The organism is Thiorhodospira sibirica ATCC 700588, from assembly GCF_000227725.2.
GTDB classification, from domain to species: domain Bacteria; phylum Pseudomonadota; class Gammaproteobacteria; order Ectothiorhodospirales; family Ectothiorhodospiraceae; genus Thiorhodospira; species Thiorhodospira sibirica.
Genome location: NZ_MU255056.1, coordinates 949,381 through 967,475, shown reverse-complemented (window position 1 = coordinate 967,475; position 18,095 = coordinate 949,381). Strand labels below are relative to the sequence as shown.

The following is an 18,095-nucleotide window of genomic DNA, read 5'->3' as shown; positions in this document are numbered from 1 at the left end:
GGCACCGCCGCTGTAAAGCCCTCTATATCAGGAATCCCGAACCGTTGAACGAACTGCTCGAATTATCTGCTGTGCATTTTGGCTATCCGGGGCAGCCGCCGGTGCTCAAGGGCGTGGATTTAACCCTGCGCGCCGGGGAGCGCATCGCTCTGACCGGCCCTAATGGCACCGGCAAAAGCACCTTGCTGCTGTTGTGTGTTGGCCTGCTCAAACCCACGCATGGCCAGATTCGCGCCTTTGGGCAGCTGCGGCAGCGTGAGGCCGATTTTCGCGAAGTGCGCGCCCGCATCGGCCTGGTATTCCAAGACCCGGATGATCAGCTGTTTTGCCCGACGGTGCAAGAAGACATCGCCTTTGGGCCGCTCAATCAGGGCAAAACGCTGGCCGAGGCGCTGGCGCTGGTTGAACAGACCCTGAGCCAGCTTAATTTGTTGCACCTCAAAGAGCGCGTGACCTATCAGCTCTCTGGCGGCGAAAAGCGCCTGGTCAGTCTGGCTTGCGTGCTGGCCATGCAGCCGGAGATATTATTGCTGGATGAACCGACCAATGCCCTGGATGAGGCCACCTGCGAACGCCTGATTGAAATTCTCAATCACCTCCCGCAAACCCTGGTGATTATTTCCCATGATGCCCGCTTTTTGCGCCGCGTCACCCAAAGCCAATGGCAGCTAAAAGACGGGTACATTTTGCCGCTGCCCTCACCCCTTAGTCCCGTGCCCGCACACCGCCATGACGGCGCTCTCCGCACGCTATCCGGTATCAAGATGATGGGATCAGGCCGCTGACTTTGCTATGCTGGCAACATAAACCCATGTCCTCAATACGCCCGTGTGGCAAATGCCGTGCCGACCCGGTACCAGCCATACACATCCACTAACCCTTCACAGACATTTAGGCTTATGACTTATTGTGTTGCCGTTGAATTAGATGGCGGATTGGTATTTGCCTCGGATTCCCGTACCAATGCCGGGGTTGATCAAATCAGCACCTACAGCAAAATGCATCTTTTTGAGGTCAGCGCCGAGCGCGTGTTTGTCTTGCTCACGGCAGGCAATCTGGCCACCACCCAGGCGGTGATCAATCAGCTCAAGCGGGATATTGAAGATTCTGCCGAGGAGAGCCTGCACACCGTCAAACACATGTCTGAGGCCGCTGAATACCTTGGGCGGGTGAACCGCACCGAGCAGGAAAAGCACGACGAGGCCTTAAGTCGCTCCGGCTTTAAGGCGGATGCCTCATTCATCCTTGGCGGGCAGATTGACGGCGAAGCTCCGGCGATTTTCATGATCTATCCGCAGGGAAATTTCATCACCTCCTCCGCGCAGACGCCTTTTTTGCAGATTGGCGAGAGCAAATACGGCAAGCCGATTCTGGATCGCATCATCTCGCATGAAACCAGCTTGGGCGATGCCACACGCTGCGCATTGGTGTCCATTGATTCGACCATGCGCTCCAACGTCACCGTCGGCCCGCCCATTGAGGTGCTGGTCTATGCCAAAGACAGCTTCTCCTTTGAGCATTATCTGTGTCTGGAAACCGATCACCCCTACCTGATAGAACTCAAAAAAGGCTGGGATGAGAACATTAAAAAGGCCTTTGCCGAGTTGCCGCTGTTTGACTGGGAGCGGGCCAAATCGCGCAAAAAACAAGGGGTGCAGCTGAGTGCTGCTGGCGCCAAACGCAAGAGCACCGCGAAAAAGGGGGAGCGTTGAGCGCCGCTGTGCCGGTGCTCGGTCTGGCGGCCTTTAGCGGGGCGGGCAAAACCACCCTGCTGCAGGCCCTGATTCCCCTGCTGGCAGCGCGTCATCTGCGGGTGGCGGTGATCAAAACCACGCACCATGCCTTTGACATCGACACCCCCGGCAAAGACAGCCACCGCCTGCATCAGGCCGGGGCCACGCAAACCCTGCTGGCCTCGCCCACGCAACGGGCGCTGATGGTGCAATATCCGCAGCCCCAAAGCCTGACACTGGCCAGCCTGCTCAACGGTCTGGAGCATACGGCCTGTGATCTGGTACTGGTGGAAGGACTCAAAGACCAGCCCTTTGCCAAACTCGAACTGCATCGGCCTAGCCTGGGCAAGCCGCTGCTCCAGCCTGACGATCCGCATATCATCGCCGTGGCCAGCGACCTCGCCAATCTGGCAACCGGCGTGCCGCTGCTGCCACTCAATCAGCCGCCGGTGATTGCCGAGTTTATCGCCCACTGGCACCAGCAGCAGGGCTAATCTCATGCGCATCATGGGCATCGACCCCGGCTCCAGGTCACCGGATATGGCATCATTGAACAGCACGGCAGCCAGCATCACCATCTGCTCAGCGGCTGCATCCGTTTAGGCGATGCCGAGATGCCAAGCCGTCTGGGTGTGATCTTTAGCCAACTTAGCCAGATCATCCAGGAACAGCAGCCCGAAATGATCTCCATCGAACAGGTATTTGTCGCACGCAATGCCGCCTCCGCACTCAAGCTGGGTCAGGCGCGTGGAGCGGCGATTTGTGCCGCCGTACAACACGGCGTAGGCGTGGCAGAATATGCCCCCCGCGCCATCAAACAGGCCGTCACCGGCAGCGGCGCCGCCAACAAAGCACAGGTACAACACATGATCTGCCGACTGCTCAGACTCTCCAAAGCCCCCGCTGCCGATGCTTGCGATGCGCTCGCAGCAGCCTTGTGTCATGCCTACAGCCAGGCCACCTTGCAGCGCCTGGCCCCCTTGACACAGCGTATTCCTGGCAAAGCGAGGTGGCGATGATCGGACGCTTACGCGGAGAAATCCTCAGCAGCAAACCGCCCCATCTGGTGCTGGATGTCAACGGTGTCGGCTACGAAATTGAAGCCCCACTGCCGGTATTTTATGAACTCCCCGAGGTCGGCACCCAGATCACCCTGTACACCCATTTACAGGTGCGCGAAGATGCCCAGATTCTCTATGGTTTCAGCAGCGAGGCCCAACGCACCCTGTTTCGCAGCCTCATCCGGGTCAACGGCATCGGGGCAAAAATGGCCTTAGCCATTCTTTCGGGCATGACTGCCGAACAATTCAGCCGCTGCATCACCGAAGGCGACACCGCCACCCTGATCCGTCTGCCGGGCATTGGCCGCAAAACTGCAGAACGCCTGATTGTAGAACTACGCGACCGCCTCAAGGCGCTCGATGGACTCGACAGCGGCGGAAAAAGCCTGGCCGGCGCCTTGGGGATTGACGCCCCCAGCACCACCCCCGACCCCCAGCAAGACGCCATCGCCGCATTGGTTTCACTGGGCTATAAACCCCAGGAAGCCAGCCGCCTGATCAACGCCGTCGCCTCCCAGGCCCAAAGCCCCGAGGAATGCCTACGCCTCGCCCTCAAAGCCAGCCTCAAGGGTTAGGGCAAAACTGATTTAATCGCCCACTCATTGCAGATACTGTCCTCACAAGATACGAACCCAGAGCGTGGGTGGATGTTTTTCCAGTCACCGTCATCCGTGGGCAAATCGCGCCACGGCGCAGCCGCTACGCAGAATTTTACCGCACCACTCTGATTTTGCGCAGTCAGTGCTGCGCGTTCCTGGCGCGAGGTTTACGGTCTCGTGCCGCTCTGGTAATCCATGATGCCGTGCCGGGGCATGGGTTCCATAAGCGTAGCGGGAGCGGGCGCTGGGAGGTGTGTTGATGCTCAAATGGGCTGGGATGTGTATGATCCGGCTGCTTGTCGGGGGCTTTGTCTTAGGCGGGTGACTGGGATTGGAAATCGAGGCTGAGATGTGATTACACCAGCACTTGGGCCGGGCAAAAGTCTGTTGGACAAACATAAAGATATTTGAATATAATCAAAAGCAATTAAAAGAGGTGGCTCAGTCCATGTTTGGTATCAAGGAAATTGACGCGGCGACGTTGTTACAATGGCGTGAGTCCGGCCAGTCATTTCGCCTGATTGATGTGCGTACGCCCGCCGAGACGGCGCAGGGTATTATTGAGGGGGCAGAGCTTTTGCCCTTGCATCTGTTGCCGTTGAGCCTGGATCACTTCAAGGCCAATGAGTCTTTGGTGATTTATTGCCGCACGGGCGCGCGCTCGGGTCAGGCCTGTGCTTTTTTGGCGCAGCATGGCTTGAGCAATGCGCATAATCTGCGCGGTGGCATTATGGCCTGGGCGATGAACCGTTATCCCGTTGTCTTGCCGGATCAACGCTAGCGGTTCTGCTTTATGCTTTATGTTGTTTAAATCGCAGCACAGGCTGCCTTATCCATTCACGCAATAATGCTTTATTTATAAGGAGGATACCTTCAGGTGAGCAGCCACTTTTAGAGGCTGCGCGTCTGTTGGCACACACGACTATGGCAAATTTTGACCTAGAACTTGATGCATCGGGTTTGAACTGTCCTTTACCCATTCTGCGCGCCAAAAAGTCTCTGGCCACGCTGGAAAGCGGTCAGGTGCTGCGCATCATTGCCACCGATCCGGGTTCCGTAAAAGATTTTCAAGCCTTTGCCAAGCAAACCGGAAATGAGCTGATCGAGTCTCATGAAGATGGCGGCAAATTTTATTTTCTGATCCGCAAGAGCTAACGACGACCCTGGAGCCGATTGCGCTATGTCTGAGAAAAAACTGGCGATTATCGCCACCAAAGGCACCCTGGATTGGGCCTATCCCCCTTTCATTCTGGCCTCCACGGCGGCGGCTTTGGGTTATGAGACACAGATCTTTTTTACCTTTTATGGCCTGCAACTGCTGAAAAAGAAGCTGGATCTGAAAGTCACCTCGATTGGTAATCCGGGGATGCCGATGCCCATGCCGATGCCGGTATTGGTGCAGGCCTTGCCGGGGATGGAGGCGATGATGACCTCCATGATGAAGGCCAAGATGAAGTCCAAGGGCGTGGCCCCGCTTGAGGAGCTGCGTGAGCTGTGCATTGAGGCAGAAGTCAAGATGGTGGCCTGTCAGATGACCGTGGATTTGTTTGATATGTCCACCGATGCCTTCATTGATGGCATTGAATATGGCGGTGCGGCGACCTTTTTTGAGTTTGCCGGCGAATCGGATATCTGTCTGTTTATCTAGTTGCCGGGGCGGCCATACCGTCAATCGCCAAGCGAAAAATGCCGAAGATGGCTTTTATTTTCGGTGTTTAATTAAAAAATCAAAATATACCTATATTCGCTTGGTCTGAATCAACGCAGAGGTAATGAGCGATGGCGAACTACGCCAAAATGCAGCAGATCTATGCCGATATTCGTGCAGATTTTCGCTATGAGCACGAGTTATACGGTTGTCTGAATTGCGGGATTTGTACCGCGACCTGCCCGTCCGCACAGTTTTATGACTACAGTCCGCGTGAAATTGTGCAGCTTTTGTGGACCGGTAACGTCGAGCAAATCTACGATGCAATGCAGGAAAAAATCTGGGCGTGCGCGCAGTGTATGACCTGCGCCGCACGCTGTCCCTTCAAAAACTCGCCAGGGGGATTGGTGGCCATCATGCGCGAGATTGCCATTGCGCATGAGATGCAGTCAGCCAAAGATGTGTTGCGCCCCTTTGGACGGGTGATGCTGAAGCTGATTACCACCGGTAACCAGCTCTCGCCCGATATGATCCAGCCGGATCACTTCCCTGACTGGGGTCCCAATATCCAGAAAGTCGAAGGCAATCTGCGCACCCTGCGCAAGGCGATTCCCGTCAAAACCCTGCAAACCGTGGACACCGCCTGGGAGGTTTCGTTGAAGACCTCGGTGGAGATGTACACCATCTGGGAAATGACCGGGGTATTGAAGTCCTTGCAATTGATGGATGAAAACCTCTTTGATGTGATTGAGGATTTCATCGACGAAAAGCGTGAAGAATACGAAGAATGGCTTGAGGAGCAGGCCGAATAACGACATTTAAGGGCCATCAAGGCCCACATAAAAAAGCAGTGAGGAGACAGCGAAATGCAAGACGATCAACAAAGCGCAACGGCCAGCGGCGCAAAACATGCCGGCAAACCGCCGGATGGCAAAGGGGGTGCTCATAGCGCGGCCTTTGCGCGGGCTGGACTGGCGCCAGATCAAGCGACGCAGGCTACCGATTGGGTACGCCAGCGCATTGATCGGCGCAATCTGGATCTGGGGGAGCGCATGGATGATGTGCGCGAACACCTCTATGAGCTGGAAAAAGATGGCCAGATCATTATCCATCGGATTGCCGACGAACACGCCCCGATAAGCGCCAAGACCCTGTTTGGCTGGGAAAAGCGCATCCCCACCCGCCAGCTATGGCATCACAAATCCTGCGGCCAGTGCGGCAATATCCCCGGTTATCCCACCGCCTTGCTGTGGTTTATGAACCGTTTTGGTTTTGTGCCGGGCAAGGATTATCTGGATGAGACCGATCAAACCTCGTGTACCGCCTGGAATTATCACGGTTCCGGTATTGGCAATATGGAATCACTGGCGGCGGTGTTTTTGCGCAATATGCACCAGGCCTATGTTTCTGGAATGCAGCACGGTCATCAGGCCGGGCATTTTTACCCCTTGATTCACTGCGGTACCTCCTTTGGCAATTATAAAGAGGTGCGCAAATACCTGGTGGAATCCTCCACGCTGCGCGAAAAAGTCACCAAAATCCTCGGAAAATTGGGGCGTCTGGTGGACGGCAAGCCGGTGATCCCCGAAGAGATCGTGCATTATTCTGAATGGGCGCATGTGATGCGCCAGCGCATCGCCTCGGAATTGCAGACCATTGATGTCTCACATATTCGCGTCACCGCGCATGTGGCCTGTCATTATTACAAGATGATTCATGAAGACGCGATTTATGACAGCGAGATTCTGGATGGCAACCGCACCGCGATTATTACCTCGATGGCGCAGGCGCTGGGCGCGCAGGTGATGGATTATTCCACCTGGTATGACTGCTGCGGTTTTGGCTTTAGGCACATCATCTCGGAGCGCGAATTCACCCGCTCCTTTACCATGGATCGCAAGATTCGCGTGGTGCGCGAGGAGGCCAACTCCGATGTGATGCTTGCCAACGACACCGGCTGTGTCACCACGATGGATAAAAATCAGTGGATTGGCCGCGCCCATGAGCAGCCCTTTGCGGTGCCGATCATGGCGGAAATCCAGTTTGCGGCGCTGGCCTGCGGGGCGGATCCATTTAAAATCGTGCAGTTACAGTGGCATGCCTCACCCTGCGAGGAGCTGGTGGAAAAAATGGGCATTTCCTGGGCACAGGCCAAGGCAAACTTTGAAAACTATATAAAGGAGGTCGAACAGGGGAATATTGAATACCTGTACGATCCCACACTGGCATACGGGGGGAAGGCATAAATGCAGGACACGGTTTTAGTGGTAGGCGCAGGTCCGGCGGGATTATCCGCTGCGGCCAGCGTGGCCAATGCAGGCTATCAGGCGGTCTTGGTGGAAAAAGAGACGGTATTGGGCGGGGCGCCCATTTTATCGGGCTATGCCAAGCTGGTGCCCTCCGGGGAATGGGCCAAAGAGGCCATCGGGCGCATGATCCACAACGTCGAGGCGCATCCGCGCATTAGCGTACACAAAGGCGCTCAGGTGGAGCGCTTTGGCGGCGAACCGGGGCAGTTCAGCGCCACCTTAAGCACCGGCCAGACCGTGTCGGCGGGGGCGACCATTCTGGCAACCGGATTTACCCATTTTGATTCCGTCAACAAGCCGGAATGGGGCTTTGGTACCTTTGAGGATGTCATCACCACCTCGCAGATGGAGCAGATGGTCGCCAGCGGCAAGATCACCTGTCCATCCGATGGGCGGGTTCCCGAACGGGTGGCGATTTTATTGTGCGTCGGTTCGCGTGACCGCCAGATCGGCCGGGAATGGTGCTCGAAAATCTGCTGCACCGTGTCGGCCAATCTGGCGATTGAAATCAAAGAGCTCTCGCCGCAAACCGAAGTGTTTATCTATTACATGGATATCCGCACCTTCGGCCTGTACGAAGACCGCTTCTACTGGAAGTCACAAGAGGAATTCAAGACCAAATTCGTCAAGGCGCGCATTGCAGAAATTACCGCATCCGGAGATGGACGCCTCTTGCTCAAAGGCGAAGACACCCTGGTCAAGCGACCCATCATGATTCCCTTTGATTTGGTCGTCCACGCCATCGGTATGGACCCTAATCTGGATAATCCCCGGCTGGCGCAAACCTTCGGGATCACCCTGCAACATCACGGCTACCTTGAGCGTGCCGAGTTTTACACCAATCCCTGTGGCACCACGCGCCCCGGCGTTTACGCCTGCGGGGCAGCTTATGGCCCGGAAACCATTGATGATTCCATTGCGCAAGGGGCGGCCGCCGCCAGTCGCGCCATGGCAGATCTGCATGCGCTGGCCAAAGCCGGTTAACGCCAGACATCCGGCGCTAGCGCGTCAGCCGCTGGCGGTGGAACTGGACCAGGCGCTGACCCTGGAGCGGCTGGCCCGTTTGCAAAGTCATGTCGGCGGACCGGAGGGCCTGGCGCCGTTGCTCAAGGCTCTGCACGATAAACACCTACGTTTTGTGCAGCATCTGGATCAGGCCGATGGTGTGCTCCGGCGCGAGACATTGCAGACCCTGCTGGCCGAGGTCTTCACCGCCCGGCGCAAATTGTTGCCGCAGCTGGAGCTTATCGCCGAGGATACCCTGCACACGGCAACGGCCATGCTGTTGCACGGTGCAGCACCGCTGGATGAGCGTATGCAAGCCTTTGCCGAGATGCTGGCAGATCCGGCGCAGCCCAAAACCCGTCGGGCCGCCTGGGATTTTGCCGCTGAGCTGGTGCATTTTTATCGTCCGCAGCTGATCCCGCTGCTCAGTCGCTGGGTGTTTGATGAAGGCACCATGAGCGGTGCGGTGCGCGAATTTATCCGCGTGCATCCGAGTGTGGATCGCATTGCCTTGCAATCCTCACCCGAACAGATGGAAAGCGTGCGTCACTGGCTCAGCGCAACCCTCAAGGCGCAGGGGTTTTATCATGATTTGCCGTGGCTGGTGGATCTGCTGCTGGCGCAGGCTTATGCCGATTATGTCAGCGCCATGTCTGGCAGCATCGGCATGATTGAAGCCGACTTTGCCAGCCGCCAGCATCCGCTGGAGTTCATCTGCACCCTGCTGGGCATCAAGGCGGTGCTGCACACCCTGCCACCCCGTCTTGATCCTTAAGGGCACACACAGAACGGATTATCACCAATACGCTGGGACGCTGTTTTGGAGAGTTTTTAATGGCCATACACGAAAAAGCACTGATCGAAGCAGAGCGCTTGCGCCAGCACGACAGCCTGACCCTGGAAGGGGTTGATGTCTCGGGTCACTGGAATACCATGATCCGCCCGCGCACCCTGCGCAATTATCACGAAGATTTTGAAAAAACCCTGCAACGCTACCCCGGCGCGGAGAATGTGCATCGCTGCTGGCAATGCGGCTCGTGTACCAATTCCTGCACGATGTATGCACAAAACCTGCAATTCAACCCGCGTTACTGGATTTATCTCAGCCGTTTGGGACTCACCGACGAGCTTATCAAGGATAAGGACATCATCTGGCAATGCGTATCCTGTAATAAATGCACCCATATCTGCCCGCGTGATGTACGCCCGGAGGGGGTGATGAAAGCACTGTTACACTGGATGGAAGATCAGGGCATTACCCCCAAATCGCCTTCCACGATCTTTGATGAGGAATTTACCGCGCAGATCTATAAACGCGGACGCATCGAAGATACCCATGTGCTTTTGGGCTTTTTTCATAAAACCAAGCAGTCCTTGTTTCAGCCGTGGCTGTTGGAATTCAGCAAACGCATGAGCAAGCGCCTGCCGGTCAAACACAGCCTGCGCATGGGCCTGAATGCGGTGTTGCGCCCCAAAACCAAATCCTGGGGCAATACCGGCGAGGTGTTAAGCCGTTACGTCAGCCAACAAAAGGAGAGCCACCGTGACTAAAGTCGCCTATTATCCGGGCTGTGCCCTGGAAGGCTCTGGCGGGCCTTATGATCGCTCCACGCGCGCCCTGGTCAAATCGCTGGGACTGGAGATGGCGGATCTGGAAGATTTTACCTGCTGCGGGGCGATGGAAGTCAAAAACATCGACCCGATGCTGCAAACCTATTTATCTGCGCGCAATCTGGCGATAGCGAGGGAGAAAATGGGCGTGGATGCCGTGATGGCGCCATGCAATGGCTGTTACCGCAATCTAAAGCAGGCCGAATACGAGACTGCCCACAGCGCCCAGACGCTGGCCACCGTACAAAAGCTGGCTGCGGAATCACACAGCCCGGTATATCAGGGCGACGTGCGCACCCTGCACCTGCTGGAATGGCTGATGGAAGAACTCGGCCCCGATGGCATCCGTCAGCGGGTAAAACGCTCGCTTAACGGCATCAAGGTGGCCAACTACTACGGCTGCATGTATACCCGACCGCGCCATATCTTCCCGGAAAAAGACAAAGGGCCGGGGTCAGAGTCCACCTACCGGCCCCATTTTATGGATGATCTGCTCGCTGCGGCGGGCGCGGTGAATGTGGATTTTCCCCTGAAAACCGCCTGCTGCGGCGGCGCGCATACCCTCTCGGATGCCGACACCTCAACCCAGCTGGTTTTGCAGGTCTTGCAGGCTGCCGAGGACAACGGGGCTGAGGTCATTGCTACCGAATGCCCGACCTGTCATTCCGGCCTGGAGATGCACCAGATTCGCGCCGAAACAGAATTTGGCATCACCACCTCGGTTAAGGTATTGTACTTCACCCAGCTTTTAGGGCTGGCTATGGGCCTTGCCCCGCGTGCCCTGGGCATCCATGAAAACGTCAGTGATGCCTTTGGGTTACTGCATGAGCGGGCCATTCTCTAGCCTTTAGCTTCTCAATGTACGGCAGGATGACAGGCTGGCCTGCCATCCTGCCTGACGAGTGACAACGCGATGGATGACTGTAACGGCTGTGAATTTCACCCGGATTTATACTACGATGCAGACTACCAAATCTGGCTGCGCCCAGAGGAAAACGGCCTGCTGACCGTAGGCATGACCGACCTCTCCCAAAGCATTGCCGGACATATCCTGCATGTGCGGGTGCGGCGTATCGGCACCCATCGCCCACCGGGCAAACCCGTAGCCACCATAGAAAGCGGCAAATGGGCCGGCCCCATCCCCAACTTCATCGACTGCGACATCGTCGCCGCCAATCAAGCGGTCCTCGACAACCCCAGCCTGCTCAATGCCGACCCCTACGGCGCCTGGATTGCCCAAGTACGCCCCAGCCAACCCCTCGCACACATCCTCCCCCTGTTTATACGCGGTGAAGCTGCCCGTCAAGGCTACTGCGCCCGCGCCCAACGCGACAACATCCACTGCACCCGCACGGCATAAGCTGCTGCTCGCAACATCAGCAACGATCCTTTGGCAGAGGCGACATCAATTTCGGGATATTCGCTATCCAATGGTCTTGAAGTTCCCATGGTAGAGAGTCGGTCATCCATGTGATCTCGGATACAACCAACAGACCACCCGTTTTCAAGTAACGGCGCCAGTCCGCGACGCCCTTTTCAAATCCGATGTTATAGGTCGAGATTCTATCTGCCACCTCCATGTTTTCAGCTTTTTCCTTGAGCACGCTCAGAAAATCCTGAAGAAAGTCCACCATCATGATTTTGGCATTTAAGCATTTGGCAAGCACGAGGGCAGATGCCCCTGTACCGCACCCGATATCTGCGATTTTCACAGGCGCAGTCCGGTCGATTGTAGCCAGATTGATTGCTTTTTCCGTCTCGGCCTCCCTGCCCGGTCCTTGACGATGGCCTTGTTTATGTAGATCGATCAAGAGTCCGTAATCAGTAATCATCCATCGATCAGTAATAATCCATCGCTTTTCCTTACATTCTTTATAGAGATGAACGATAAAGCTCAACGGTGACGGTTAGCCGTCCGCTGGGGCGCCTTGTTAGCCAGAAAAGATACATTCCTTGCGGAATATTGCCGTCAAATGAAAGCGCGAAGAACTCTTCCTGAGGAACACCTCCATGGATAATTCTTTAACATTGCTAAATCCAAATTGTCGATAGTATTGTGGATGTCCGACCAGGCAACAACCTTTTGCTTTGAGGCTTTTCAGCCGCAGGTGTTGCCAGCGGCGCTTATTGCGGCGGTTGGGTGCGCAGGCGCAGGGGTTTGAAGGGGCGGCCATCGCCGGAAAAGAAGCGCGAGAAGCCTTCGTAATATTCCAGACGTAAGGTCTGGATGGCGACAATGGCGCCTTCCAGGACGATGATGAAGATGTTCCCGGCGATGACCATGAGCCAGTAGCCGGTGGTGTCCATCATGTTGGCCAGGGCAAAGACCGCCAGGGCGAGGGCGACGTGGTTGAGGCTGAAGGCGGCGACGCGCAGAAAAGACAGGGTGCTGGAGAACAGGCCGATGATGTTTTCCAGCCCTTCGATCAAGACGGTGATGGCGCGCTCGCCATAGGCTGAGTCGGCATGTTGCCAGTGATAGCTCATGATGGTGGCGAGCGGAATGAGGATCGCCAGCCAGCTCAGCGGATGCACTGCGCCGTGGCTGAGCCATTGGTAGGCGGTGAGAATCAGGCCGGCATAGAGCACAACCCCGGCAACGCCGCGTCCGTCAAATAATGCGGCCTTGAGCTGCCCGGCACGCACGCGGTTATAGATGCTTAAAGAAATCGCCAGGGTGATGAAGGCAATCCCCCAATAGAGCGCCAGCTTGAGCAGCAGGTTGGGGTTGTACATGGGCGACATCCACAGCGCCGGGATGACGGTTTTGTAGCCAAAAAAGCTGCCATACACAAAACCGAACAGGGTTGCCGAGAGCCCCGCCAGAATCATGAACGGGGCAAAACCGAACAGATGGCGGCGCAGGACAACGCCCAGCCCGGCAATCACCAAGCCGTGGCCGACATCGCCAAACATGGTGCCAAACATCAGCAGGTAGGTGATGACAAAGAGCCAAGTGGGGTTGAATTCGCCATAGCGCGGGGTGCCGAAGTTGTTGACCAAGGTGACAAAGGGCTTGATCCAGCGCGGATGTTTGAGCATGGAGGGGACGGCCTCTCCGCGACGCGGTTCGCGGGTCAGCATCGCCACGGGGGCCTTGATGCGGCGGCGCAGACGGCGATACAGCGGTGTGATGTCCTCGGCAGGCACCCAGCCGCTGACCACGGTCAAGGTGTTGCGCGCCCGCAAAGCCTCGCCCATTTCACTAAAGGGCGCTGCCAGTATCAGGGTTTGTGAGGCCTGCCGCAGGCGCAGGGCCAGCGCGTGTCCCTGCTGGGCGATGTCGTGTTGCAGGGCATCGAATTCGGCTTGCTGGGCTTCGCGGGTCTGGGTCAGGCGCGCATGGATACTTTCCGGGTGATCCTTGAATTCATCAGGAATGCGCAGACTGCGCCAGCCGGCTGCGCGCAGTACGCTTTCCAGCGTCGCTTCCTCGCCTTTTCTGCCCGCGACAACGACATAGGATTGTCCCTTGGTCTGCAAAAACTCGCTGACCACATAGCCTGACAGTTCAGCAGCCTGGGTGAGGCGTTGCACATTTTCCGAGGCCAGGGTGCCAACCCGCAGATCCAGAAAGCGCGAACCGTTTTCCTGCAGCATGCCCAGATCAATATCCAGGGCCCGGAAATTTTCCAGAGTCGCGAGCTGGGTATCCAGATTACGGATAGATTCATGCAGCTTACGCGCCGCTTCCTGGGTTTGTGAGGCATGGGCCCATTGCTCTCCCAGCCAGCCTTGCAGTTCCAGCAAGGTGTCCAGACTCACCGGTTTGAACGGTTCCAGTGTCTCGGCGGGCGGGATGGCGTAATGCTGCAAGAGTTTTTGCAGGCGCGATTCGGCCACCGCAAGCTCGGCACGATAGCGCTGTGCCGGGTCTTGTGGCAGATGTTCGCTTAACTCGGCGTTGCCCTGGGGCAAAAAGCGTCCCCATTCTGCCAGCGCCAGGGACAGCTCGTTGGCATCCTCGGACAGGAGTTGAAAGGTGACGTGGGTAATCGGTACCGTGCCAAACATGCTCATGATTTAAAGACTCCAAAAAGCGTGTGCGTTTGCCTAAGTGTGGCATATCCTCAAGGCCTTGTCCTGGGAAAATCCGCCGCCATTTGGCATAGATCACGTCAGCTTGAATCTACGCGCTGGCTGAAAATTTTTGTTGCAGTTTTTTTAAAGCAATGTATATAGCATTGTTTACGCTTTACGCTTCTTTAAGCCTTGGTTTTTGCGGTGGTGATGCGCATCGTGCTGGTGCGCAAAGTCTCTTCCAGGTTTTGCAACGCACGCGCCGCACTGCGGTCAAAGCCCCAAAGCTCACTTGGGAAGCTAGAGTTCCATAAAAAATAAACCCCATTGTCTGCAAGATGCGCCGCCTTGGGGATCAAGACCTTAATGTTTTCACCGCCGCGCAGGATTTGCAGCAGCGCTTAACGCAAAGGCTGTGCGGGGTTAATCCATTCCACTGTGTAGTTGTGATGTATCCACGAGGTGACACCATGGCAAGGGCTGCAGATAGCCTGATATATGAAGATGAGGAGAATTTTGAATGGAAGCAGGACACATCCATCAATCAACGGCGCGATGCCCGCCGCTCCCTGGAGCTCTATCTGGAGCGCAAGGCCCTCAAACGCCAGCTTGAAGATACCTTCGATGAGAATGCCAGTTCACTCAATGATCTTGATTGGTAGTGGATGGCGTTAAACCAGCGCCGGTTCCATGAGCCCGCAGTCCGAATATATACACGGTCTGCGGGCTTTTTTGTGGGCTAATGCTTACTCTGCCGGGGTGGCTTCAGAGGCCGATTGTATGCGGGTGCGCAGATCGTCCAGATTGGCGCGCATCATCCGCGCCTCTTCGGAGGTGGGCGGCAAAAGCTCAAGCAGCGGCTCCCAGTAGGTGAGTGCTGTGGCATAATCCCCTTCGTAAAAATACCCGCTACCCGCCAGCCAAAGGCCTTTGGGGTGGCGCGGCTCCAGTGCCAGGGCTTGTTCAATCAGGCGCATGGACTGACCGCTTAAGCCTTCAGGGCGGGTGGCGCCCATCAGATCGGCATATTCCAGCAATAAATCTGCACTGGCCTCGCCACCGTGTTGCAAGGCGCGTTCATAAGCGGCAATGGCTTGACCGTCTCGCCCAATGACCTGATAGGAGCGTGCCAGCATTGCCCAACCGGCCGGATTCTCAGGGGCTGCTTCCAGACGGGCATATAAATTGGCGATAACCGCTTCCAGTTCATGCATACTGCTTTGCCCAGTGCCACCACTGATAATCGCCGCCGTCCCCAGTGAGGCATACAACCACAGCGCCAGTATCGGTACCAGCAGCCCTGAGATCACGCTTGCAGGCAGGCGCCAGGATGTTACCGGCTGCGCCATGACAGCGGCGGCCTGGCTTTCGTGGGCGCTGATTTCGAGCAGATTGCGCTGCAGGTCGACTTTGGCGCTTTGGTAGTGCGCCTCGGAAATCAGATCGGCCTTGCGGTCACGCTCCAGCTCGGCCAGCTGGGTTTGATAGATGGCCAGCCCTGTTTGCGGCAGCGCCGGGCGGGTCGCGGTGTGTCGTGCAGGGCGTAACAGGGGAAGCAGGATAAACGCCAGGGCTGCAAGTACCAGCATCACGCCAATAAACCAGAAAAAAATCATCAAAACCTCCGCAAAAAATCCCCAAGCCAGCGCGGGGAGAAGGGAAAAGATTGTACTACAGGCGCAAGCCTTGTGGCGGCGGCTTCCAGGTGCCGCATGTTTTCAAGCGGCATCAGGATGATGCCGCTACATAGCACAGAAAATGCAAGCACTGGTTGAGATATTGCGCCAGTTCTGCTAAAAATGCCTCGCTTTACTATTAGAAAGTTATAAAAATATAAAATAAAGTGTGTATCTCCTCGGGGTTTTCTGGCCATGCTTGAGCGAGAGACGCCTGCCCTGTGGGGGCAGACACATTGCGCCGGGGCCTCCTTTGCCAATGCAAACAGGCAGGTCGCGGTAGCTTAAGTCCCGGCGCATGTCACAGCAGCGCGACAACACACTATAATCTTGGGGGGTCTCGCCATCCCAAAACAACGTATACAACAGGAGAATCCATTACATGCCTTCCCGTAGAGAAATAGCCAACGCGGTGCGCGCCCTTGCCATGGACGCGGTGCAACAAGCCAATTCAGGACACCCCGGTGCGCCGATGGGGATGGCTGATATCGCCGAGGTCTTATGGAACGACTACCTCAAACATAATCCGAGCAATCCCACCTGGGCGGATCGTGACCGCTTTGTGATGTCCAACGGTCATGGCTCCATGCTGGTATATGCCCTGCTGCATCTGTCCGGCTATGAGTTGCCCATGGATGAGCTGAAAAAATTCCGCCAGCTGCACTCCAAAACCCCCGGCCATCCTGAATATGGCTACACCCCAGGGGTTGAGACCACCACCGGTCCGCTGGGTCAGGGCATCACCAATGCCGTGGGCATGGCCCTGGCGGAAAAGATTCTCGGTGCTCAGTTCAATCGCCCCGGACACACCATCGTTGATCACTACACCTATGTCTTTTTGGGCGATGGCTGCCTGATGGAAGGGATCTCCCATGAGGCCTGCTCACTGGCCGGGACCTTGGGGCTGGGCAAGCTGATTGCCTTTTATGATGATAATGGCATCTCCATTGACGGTGAGGTGCATGGCTGGTTTACCGATGACACCCCGAAGCGCTTTGAGGCCTATGGCTGGCATGTGGTTCCCGGGGTGGATGGACACGATGCCCAGGCGATCAAGCAGGCCATTGACACCGCCCGCAGTGTCAGCGATCGTCCGACCCTGATCTGCTGCAAGACCATTATTGGCTGGGGTTCGCCCAATAAGCAGGGCAAAGAGGAATGCCACGGTGCGCCGCTGGGGGCTGAGGAAATCGCCTTGGTGCGTCAAACCATCAACTGGCCGCATCCGCCCTTTGAGATTCCCCAAGAAATCCGCGCCCCGTGGGATGCGCGCAAGCGGGGCGAAGCGGCAGAGAGCACCTGGCAGGCGAATTTTGCCAAATATCAGGCCGCACATCCTGAGTTGGCCGCAGAATTCAGCCGCCGGATCAATGGCGATCTGCCCAAGGACTGGCTGCAAAAAGCCGGTGCCTTTATTGAGCAAACAGACAGCAAGGGCGAAAAAATTGCCTCGCGCAAGGCCTCGCAAAATGCCATCGACGGCTATGCCCCGCACTTACCGGAGCTATTGGGCGGTTCTGCTGACCTGGCGGGCTCCAATCTCACCTTATGGAAAGGGGCCAAGGGTTGCAGCAAAGAAGACGCCAGCGGCAACTATATCTATTATGGCGTGCGTGAGTTTGGTATGGCCGCCATCATGAACGGCTTGTCTCTGCATGGCGGTTTTATTCCCTATGGCGGCACCTTCCTGATTTTCTCGGATTATGCGCGCAATGGCCTGCGCATGGCGGCATTGATGAAGCAGCGGGCGATTTATGTGCTCACCCATGACTCCATCGGTCTGGGCGAAGATGGCCCCACGCATCAGCCCATTGAACAGGTCACCAGCCTGCGCCTGATCCCCAATATGTCGCTGTGGCGGCCCTGTGATGCGGTGGAAACCGCCGTGGCCTGGAAAGCCGCGATTGAGCGGCACAATGGCCCCAGCGCCTTGATTTTGTCACGTCAGGGACTGGCACACCAAGCGCGCAGTCCAGCGCAGATCGCCGACATTGCGCGTGGCGGATATGTGTTGCGTGATACCCCAAAAACCCCCGATGCCATTATCATAGCCACCGGTTCAGAGGTGATGCTGGCCATGCAGGCCGCCCAAAGCCTTGAGGCCCAAGGGGTGCAGGTGCGCGTGGTATCCATGCCCAGCACCGATGTCTTTGATGCCCAGGATGCGGCCTATCGCGAAGCCGTTCTGCCGGCCAGTGTGCGGGCGCGGGTGGCGGTCGAGGCGGGCGTGAGCATCGGCTGGCTGAAATACACCGGGCTGGATGGGCGCGTGGTGGGGATTGACCGCTTTGGTGAATCTGCCCCCGGTGATACCCTGATGCAGCTGTTTGGCTTTAATGCCGACAACGTCGCCAAGGCGGTACTGGCCACCCTGGGGCGTTAGGCGCCGCTTCTGATACCACGGCCCCAAGCGGCAATACTGCCGTTGGGCCG

Annotated in this window: 21 protein-coding genes; 17 read left to right on the top strand and 4 right to left on the bottom strand. The window is 56.7% G+C overall.

What is annotated here, in order from left to right; genetic code table 11:
* Positions 1–44 precede the first annotated feature (44 nt).
* The 15 genes from THISIDRAFT_RS04660 to THISIDRAFT_RS04590 all read left to right on the top strand — a co-directional run bounded on the left by THISIDRAFT_RS04660 (position 45) and on the right by THISIDRAFT_RS04590 (position 11,326).
* Positions 45–785, top strand: coding sequence for an energy-coupling factor ABC transporter ATP-binding protein (locus THISIDRAFT_RS04660; RefSeq protein ID WP_006787561.1), 741 nt, complete (start codon positions 45–47; stop codon positions 783–785).
* Between the two features lie 114 nt (positions 786–899).
* Entirely contained in the window at positions 900–1,712 is an 813-nt protein-coding gene (locus THISIDRAFT_RS04655; RefSeq protein ID WP_006787560.1) for a proteasome-type protease, read from the top strand.
* Complete coding sequence (gene mobB / locus THISIDRAFT_RS04650; RefSeq protein ID WP_006787559.1) at positions 1,709–2,227, top strand: molybdopterin-guanine dinucleotide biosynthesis protein B; 519 nt, start codon at positions 1,709–1,711, stop codon at positions 2,225–2,227. Before THISIDRAFT_RS04655 ends, mobB begins: the two co-directional genes overlap by 4 nt.
* A gap of 51 nt (positions 2,228–2,278) precedes the next feature.
* Positions 2,279–2,752, top strand: a complete 474-nt coding sequence (gene ruvC / locus THISIDRAFT_RS04645) for a crossover junction endodeoxyribonuclease RuvC (protein WP_083824612.1) — start codon at positions 2,279–2,281, stop codon at positions 2,750–2,752.
* Positions 2,749–3,369, top strand: a complete 621-nt coding sequence (gene ruvA, locus THISIDRAFT_RS04640; protein ID WP_006787557.1) for a Holliday junction branch migration protein RuvA — start codon at positions 2,749–2,751, stop codon at positions 3,367–3,369. Before ruvC ends, ruvA begins: the two co-directional genes overlap by 4 nt.
* 472 nt (positions 3,370–3,841) lie before the next feature.
* Positions 3,842–4,174 (top strand): rhodanese-like domain-containing protein, encoded by a 333-nt coding sequence (locus THISIDRAFT_RS04635; RefSeq protein WP_006787556.1) that lies wholly within the window; start codon positions 3,842–3,844, stop codon positions 4,172–4,174.
* Between the two features lie 143 nt (positions 4,175–4,317).
* Entirely contained in the window at positions 4,318–4,548 is a 231-nt protein-coding gene (locus THISIDRAFT_RS04630; RefSeq protein ID WP_006787555.1) for a sulfurtransferase TusA family protein, read from the top strand.
* A gap of 25 nt (positions 4,549–4,573) precedes the next feature.
* A complete protein-coding gene (gene dsrE2, locus THISIDRAFT_RS04625; protein ID WP_006787554.1) occupies positions 4,574–5,041 on the top strand; it encodes a sulfur carrier protein DsrE2 in 468 nt (155 codons plus the stop codon).
* A 149-nt stretch (positions 5,042–5,190) separates the two neighbouring features.
* Positions 5,191–5,853: a 4Fe-4S dicluster domain-containing protein gene (locus THISIDRAFT_RS04620; RefSeq protein ID WP_040852376.1), complete on the top strand. Its 663-nt coding sequence runs from the start codon at positions 5,191–5,193 to the stop codon at positions 5,851–5,853.
* 54 nt (positions 5,854–5,907) lie between these two features.
* The gene (locus THISIDRAFT_RS04615; RefSeq protein ID WP_006787552.1) at positions 5,908–7,287 is read left to right on the top strand and encodes a heterodisulfide reductase-related iron-sulfur binding cluster; all 1,380 of its coding nucleotides are present in this window, start codon (positions 5,908–5,910) and stop codon (positions 7,285–7,287) included.
* Positions 7,288–8,334, top strand: a complete 1,047-nt coding sequence (locus THISIDRAFT_RS04610) for a CoB--CoM heterodisulfide reductase iron-sulfur subunit A family protein (RefSeq protein WP_006787551.1) — start codon at positions 7,288–7,290, stop codon at positions 8,332–8,334.
* A complete protein-coding gene (locus THISIDRAFT_RS04605) occupies positions 8,312–9,130 on the top strand; it encodes a hypothetical protein (RefSeq protein ID WP_006787550.1) in 819 nt (272 codons plus the stop codon). The genes THISIDRAFT_RS04610 and THISIDRAFT_RS04605 overlap by 23 nt, the downstream gene beginning before the upstream one ends.
* A gap of 59 nt (positions 9,131–9,189) precedes the next feature.
* A complete protein-coding gene (locus THISIDRAFT_RS04600; RefSeq protein WP_006787549.1) occupies positions 9,190–9,906 on the top strand; it encodes a 4Fe-4S dicluster domain-containing protein in 717 nt (238 codons plus the stop codon).
* The gene (locus tag THISIDRAFT_RS04595; protein ID WP_006787548.1) at positions 9,899–10,810 is read left to right on the top strand and encodes a CoB--CoM heterodisulfide reductase iron-sulfur subunit B family protein; all 912 of its coding nucleotides are present in this window, start codon (positions 9,899–9,901) and stop codon (positions 10,808–10,810) included. The genes THISIDRAFT_RS04600 and THISIDRAFT_RS04595 overlap by 8 nt, the downstream gene beginning before the upstream one ends.
* A 69-nt stretch (positions 10,811–10,879) precedes the next feature.
* Complete coding sequence (locus THISIDRAFT_RS04590; RefSeq protein WP_006787547.1) at positions 10,880–11,326, top strand: biotin/lipoyl attachment domain-containing protein; 447 nt, start codon at positions 10,880–10,882, stop codon at positions 11,324–11,326.
* A 16-nt stretch (positions 11,327–11,342) separates the two neighbouring features.
* Here THISIDRAFT_RS04590 and THISIDRAFT_RS04585 read toward each other — a convergent pair whose 3' ends face one another.
* From THISIDRAFT_RS04585 to THISIDRAFT_RS04575, 3 genes are all read right to left on the bottom strand, one after another.
* Positions 11,343–11,864 carry a class I SAM-dependent methyltransferase gene (locus THISIDRAFT_RS04585; RefSeq protein ID WP_217159213.1) on the bottom strand — a complete coding sequence of 174 codons (522 nt, stop codon included), beginning with the start codon at positions 11,862–11,864 and terminating at the stop codon, positions 11,343–11,345.
* A 226-nt stretch (positions 11,865–12,090) separates the two neighbouring features.
* Entirely contained in the window at positions 12,091–13,986 is a 1,896-nt protein-coding gene (locus THISIDRAFT_RS04580) for a V-type ATP synthase subunit I (protein WP_006787545.1), read from the bottom strand.
* A gap of 185 nt (positions 13,987–14,171) precedes the next feature.
* Entirely contained in the window at positions 14,172–14,345 is a 174-nt protein-coding gene (locus tag THISIDRAFT_RS04575; protein WP_159098522.1) for a hypothetical protein, read from the bottom strand.
* 111 nt (positions 14,346–14,456) lie between these two features.
* On the opposite strand from THISIDRAFT_RS04575, the gene THISIDRAFT_RS04570 reads away from it, so the two are divergent.
* Positions 14,457–14,648, top strand: a complete 192-nt coding sequence (locus tag THISIDRAFT_RS04570; protein ID WP_006787544.1) for a PA3496 family putative envelope integrity protein — start codon at positions 14,457–14,459, stop codon at positions 14,646–14,648.
* Positions 14,649–14,732: 84 nt separating this feature from the next.
* Here the strand turns inward: THISIDRAFT_RS04570 and ccmI are convergent, their stop codons facing one another.
* Positions 14,733–15,602 (bottom strand): c-type cytochrome biogenesis protein CcmI, encoded by an 870-nt coding sequence (gene ccmI / locus THISIDRAFT_RS04565; RefSeq protein WP_006787543.1) that lies wholly within the window; start codon positions 15,600–15,602, stop codon positions 14,733–14,735.
* A 442-nt stretch (positions 15,603–16,044) separates the two neighbouring features.
* On the opposite strand from ccmI, the gene tkt reads away from it, so the two are divergent.
* Positions 16,045–18,045: a transketolase gene (tkt, locus tag THISIDRAFT_RS04560; RefSeq protein ID WP_006787542.1), complete on the top strand. Its 2,001-nt coding sequence runs from the start codon at positions 16,045–16,047 to the stop codon at positions 18,043–18,045.
* Positions 18,046–18,095: the final 50 nt, after the last annotated feature.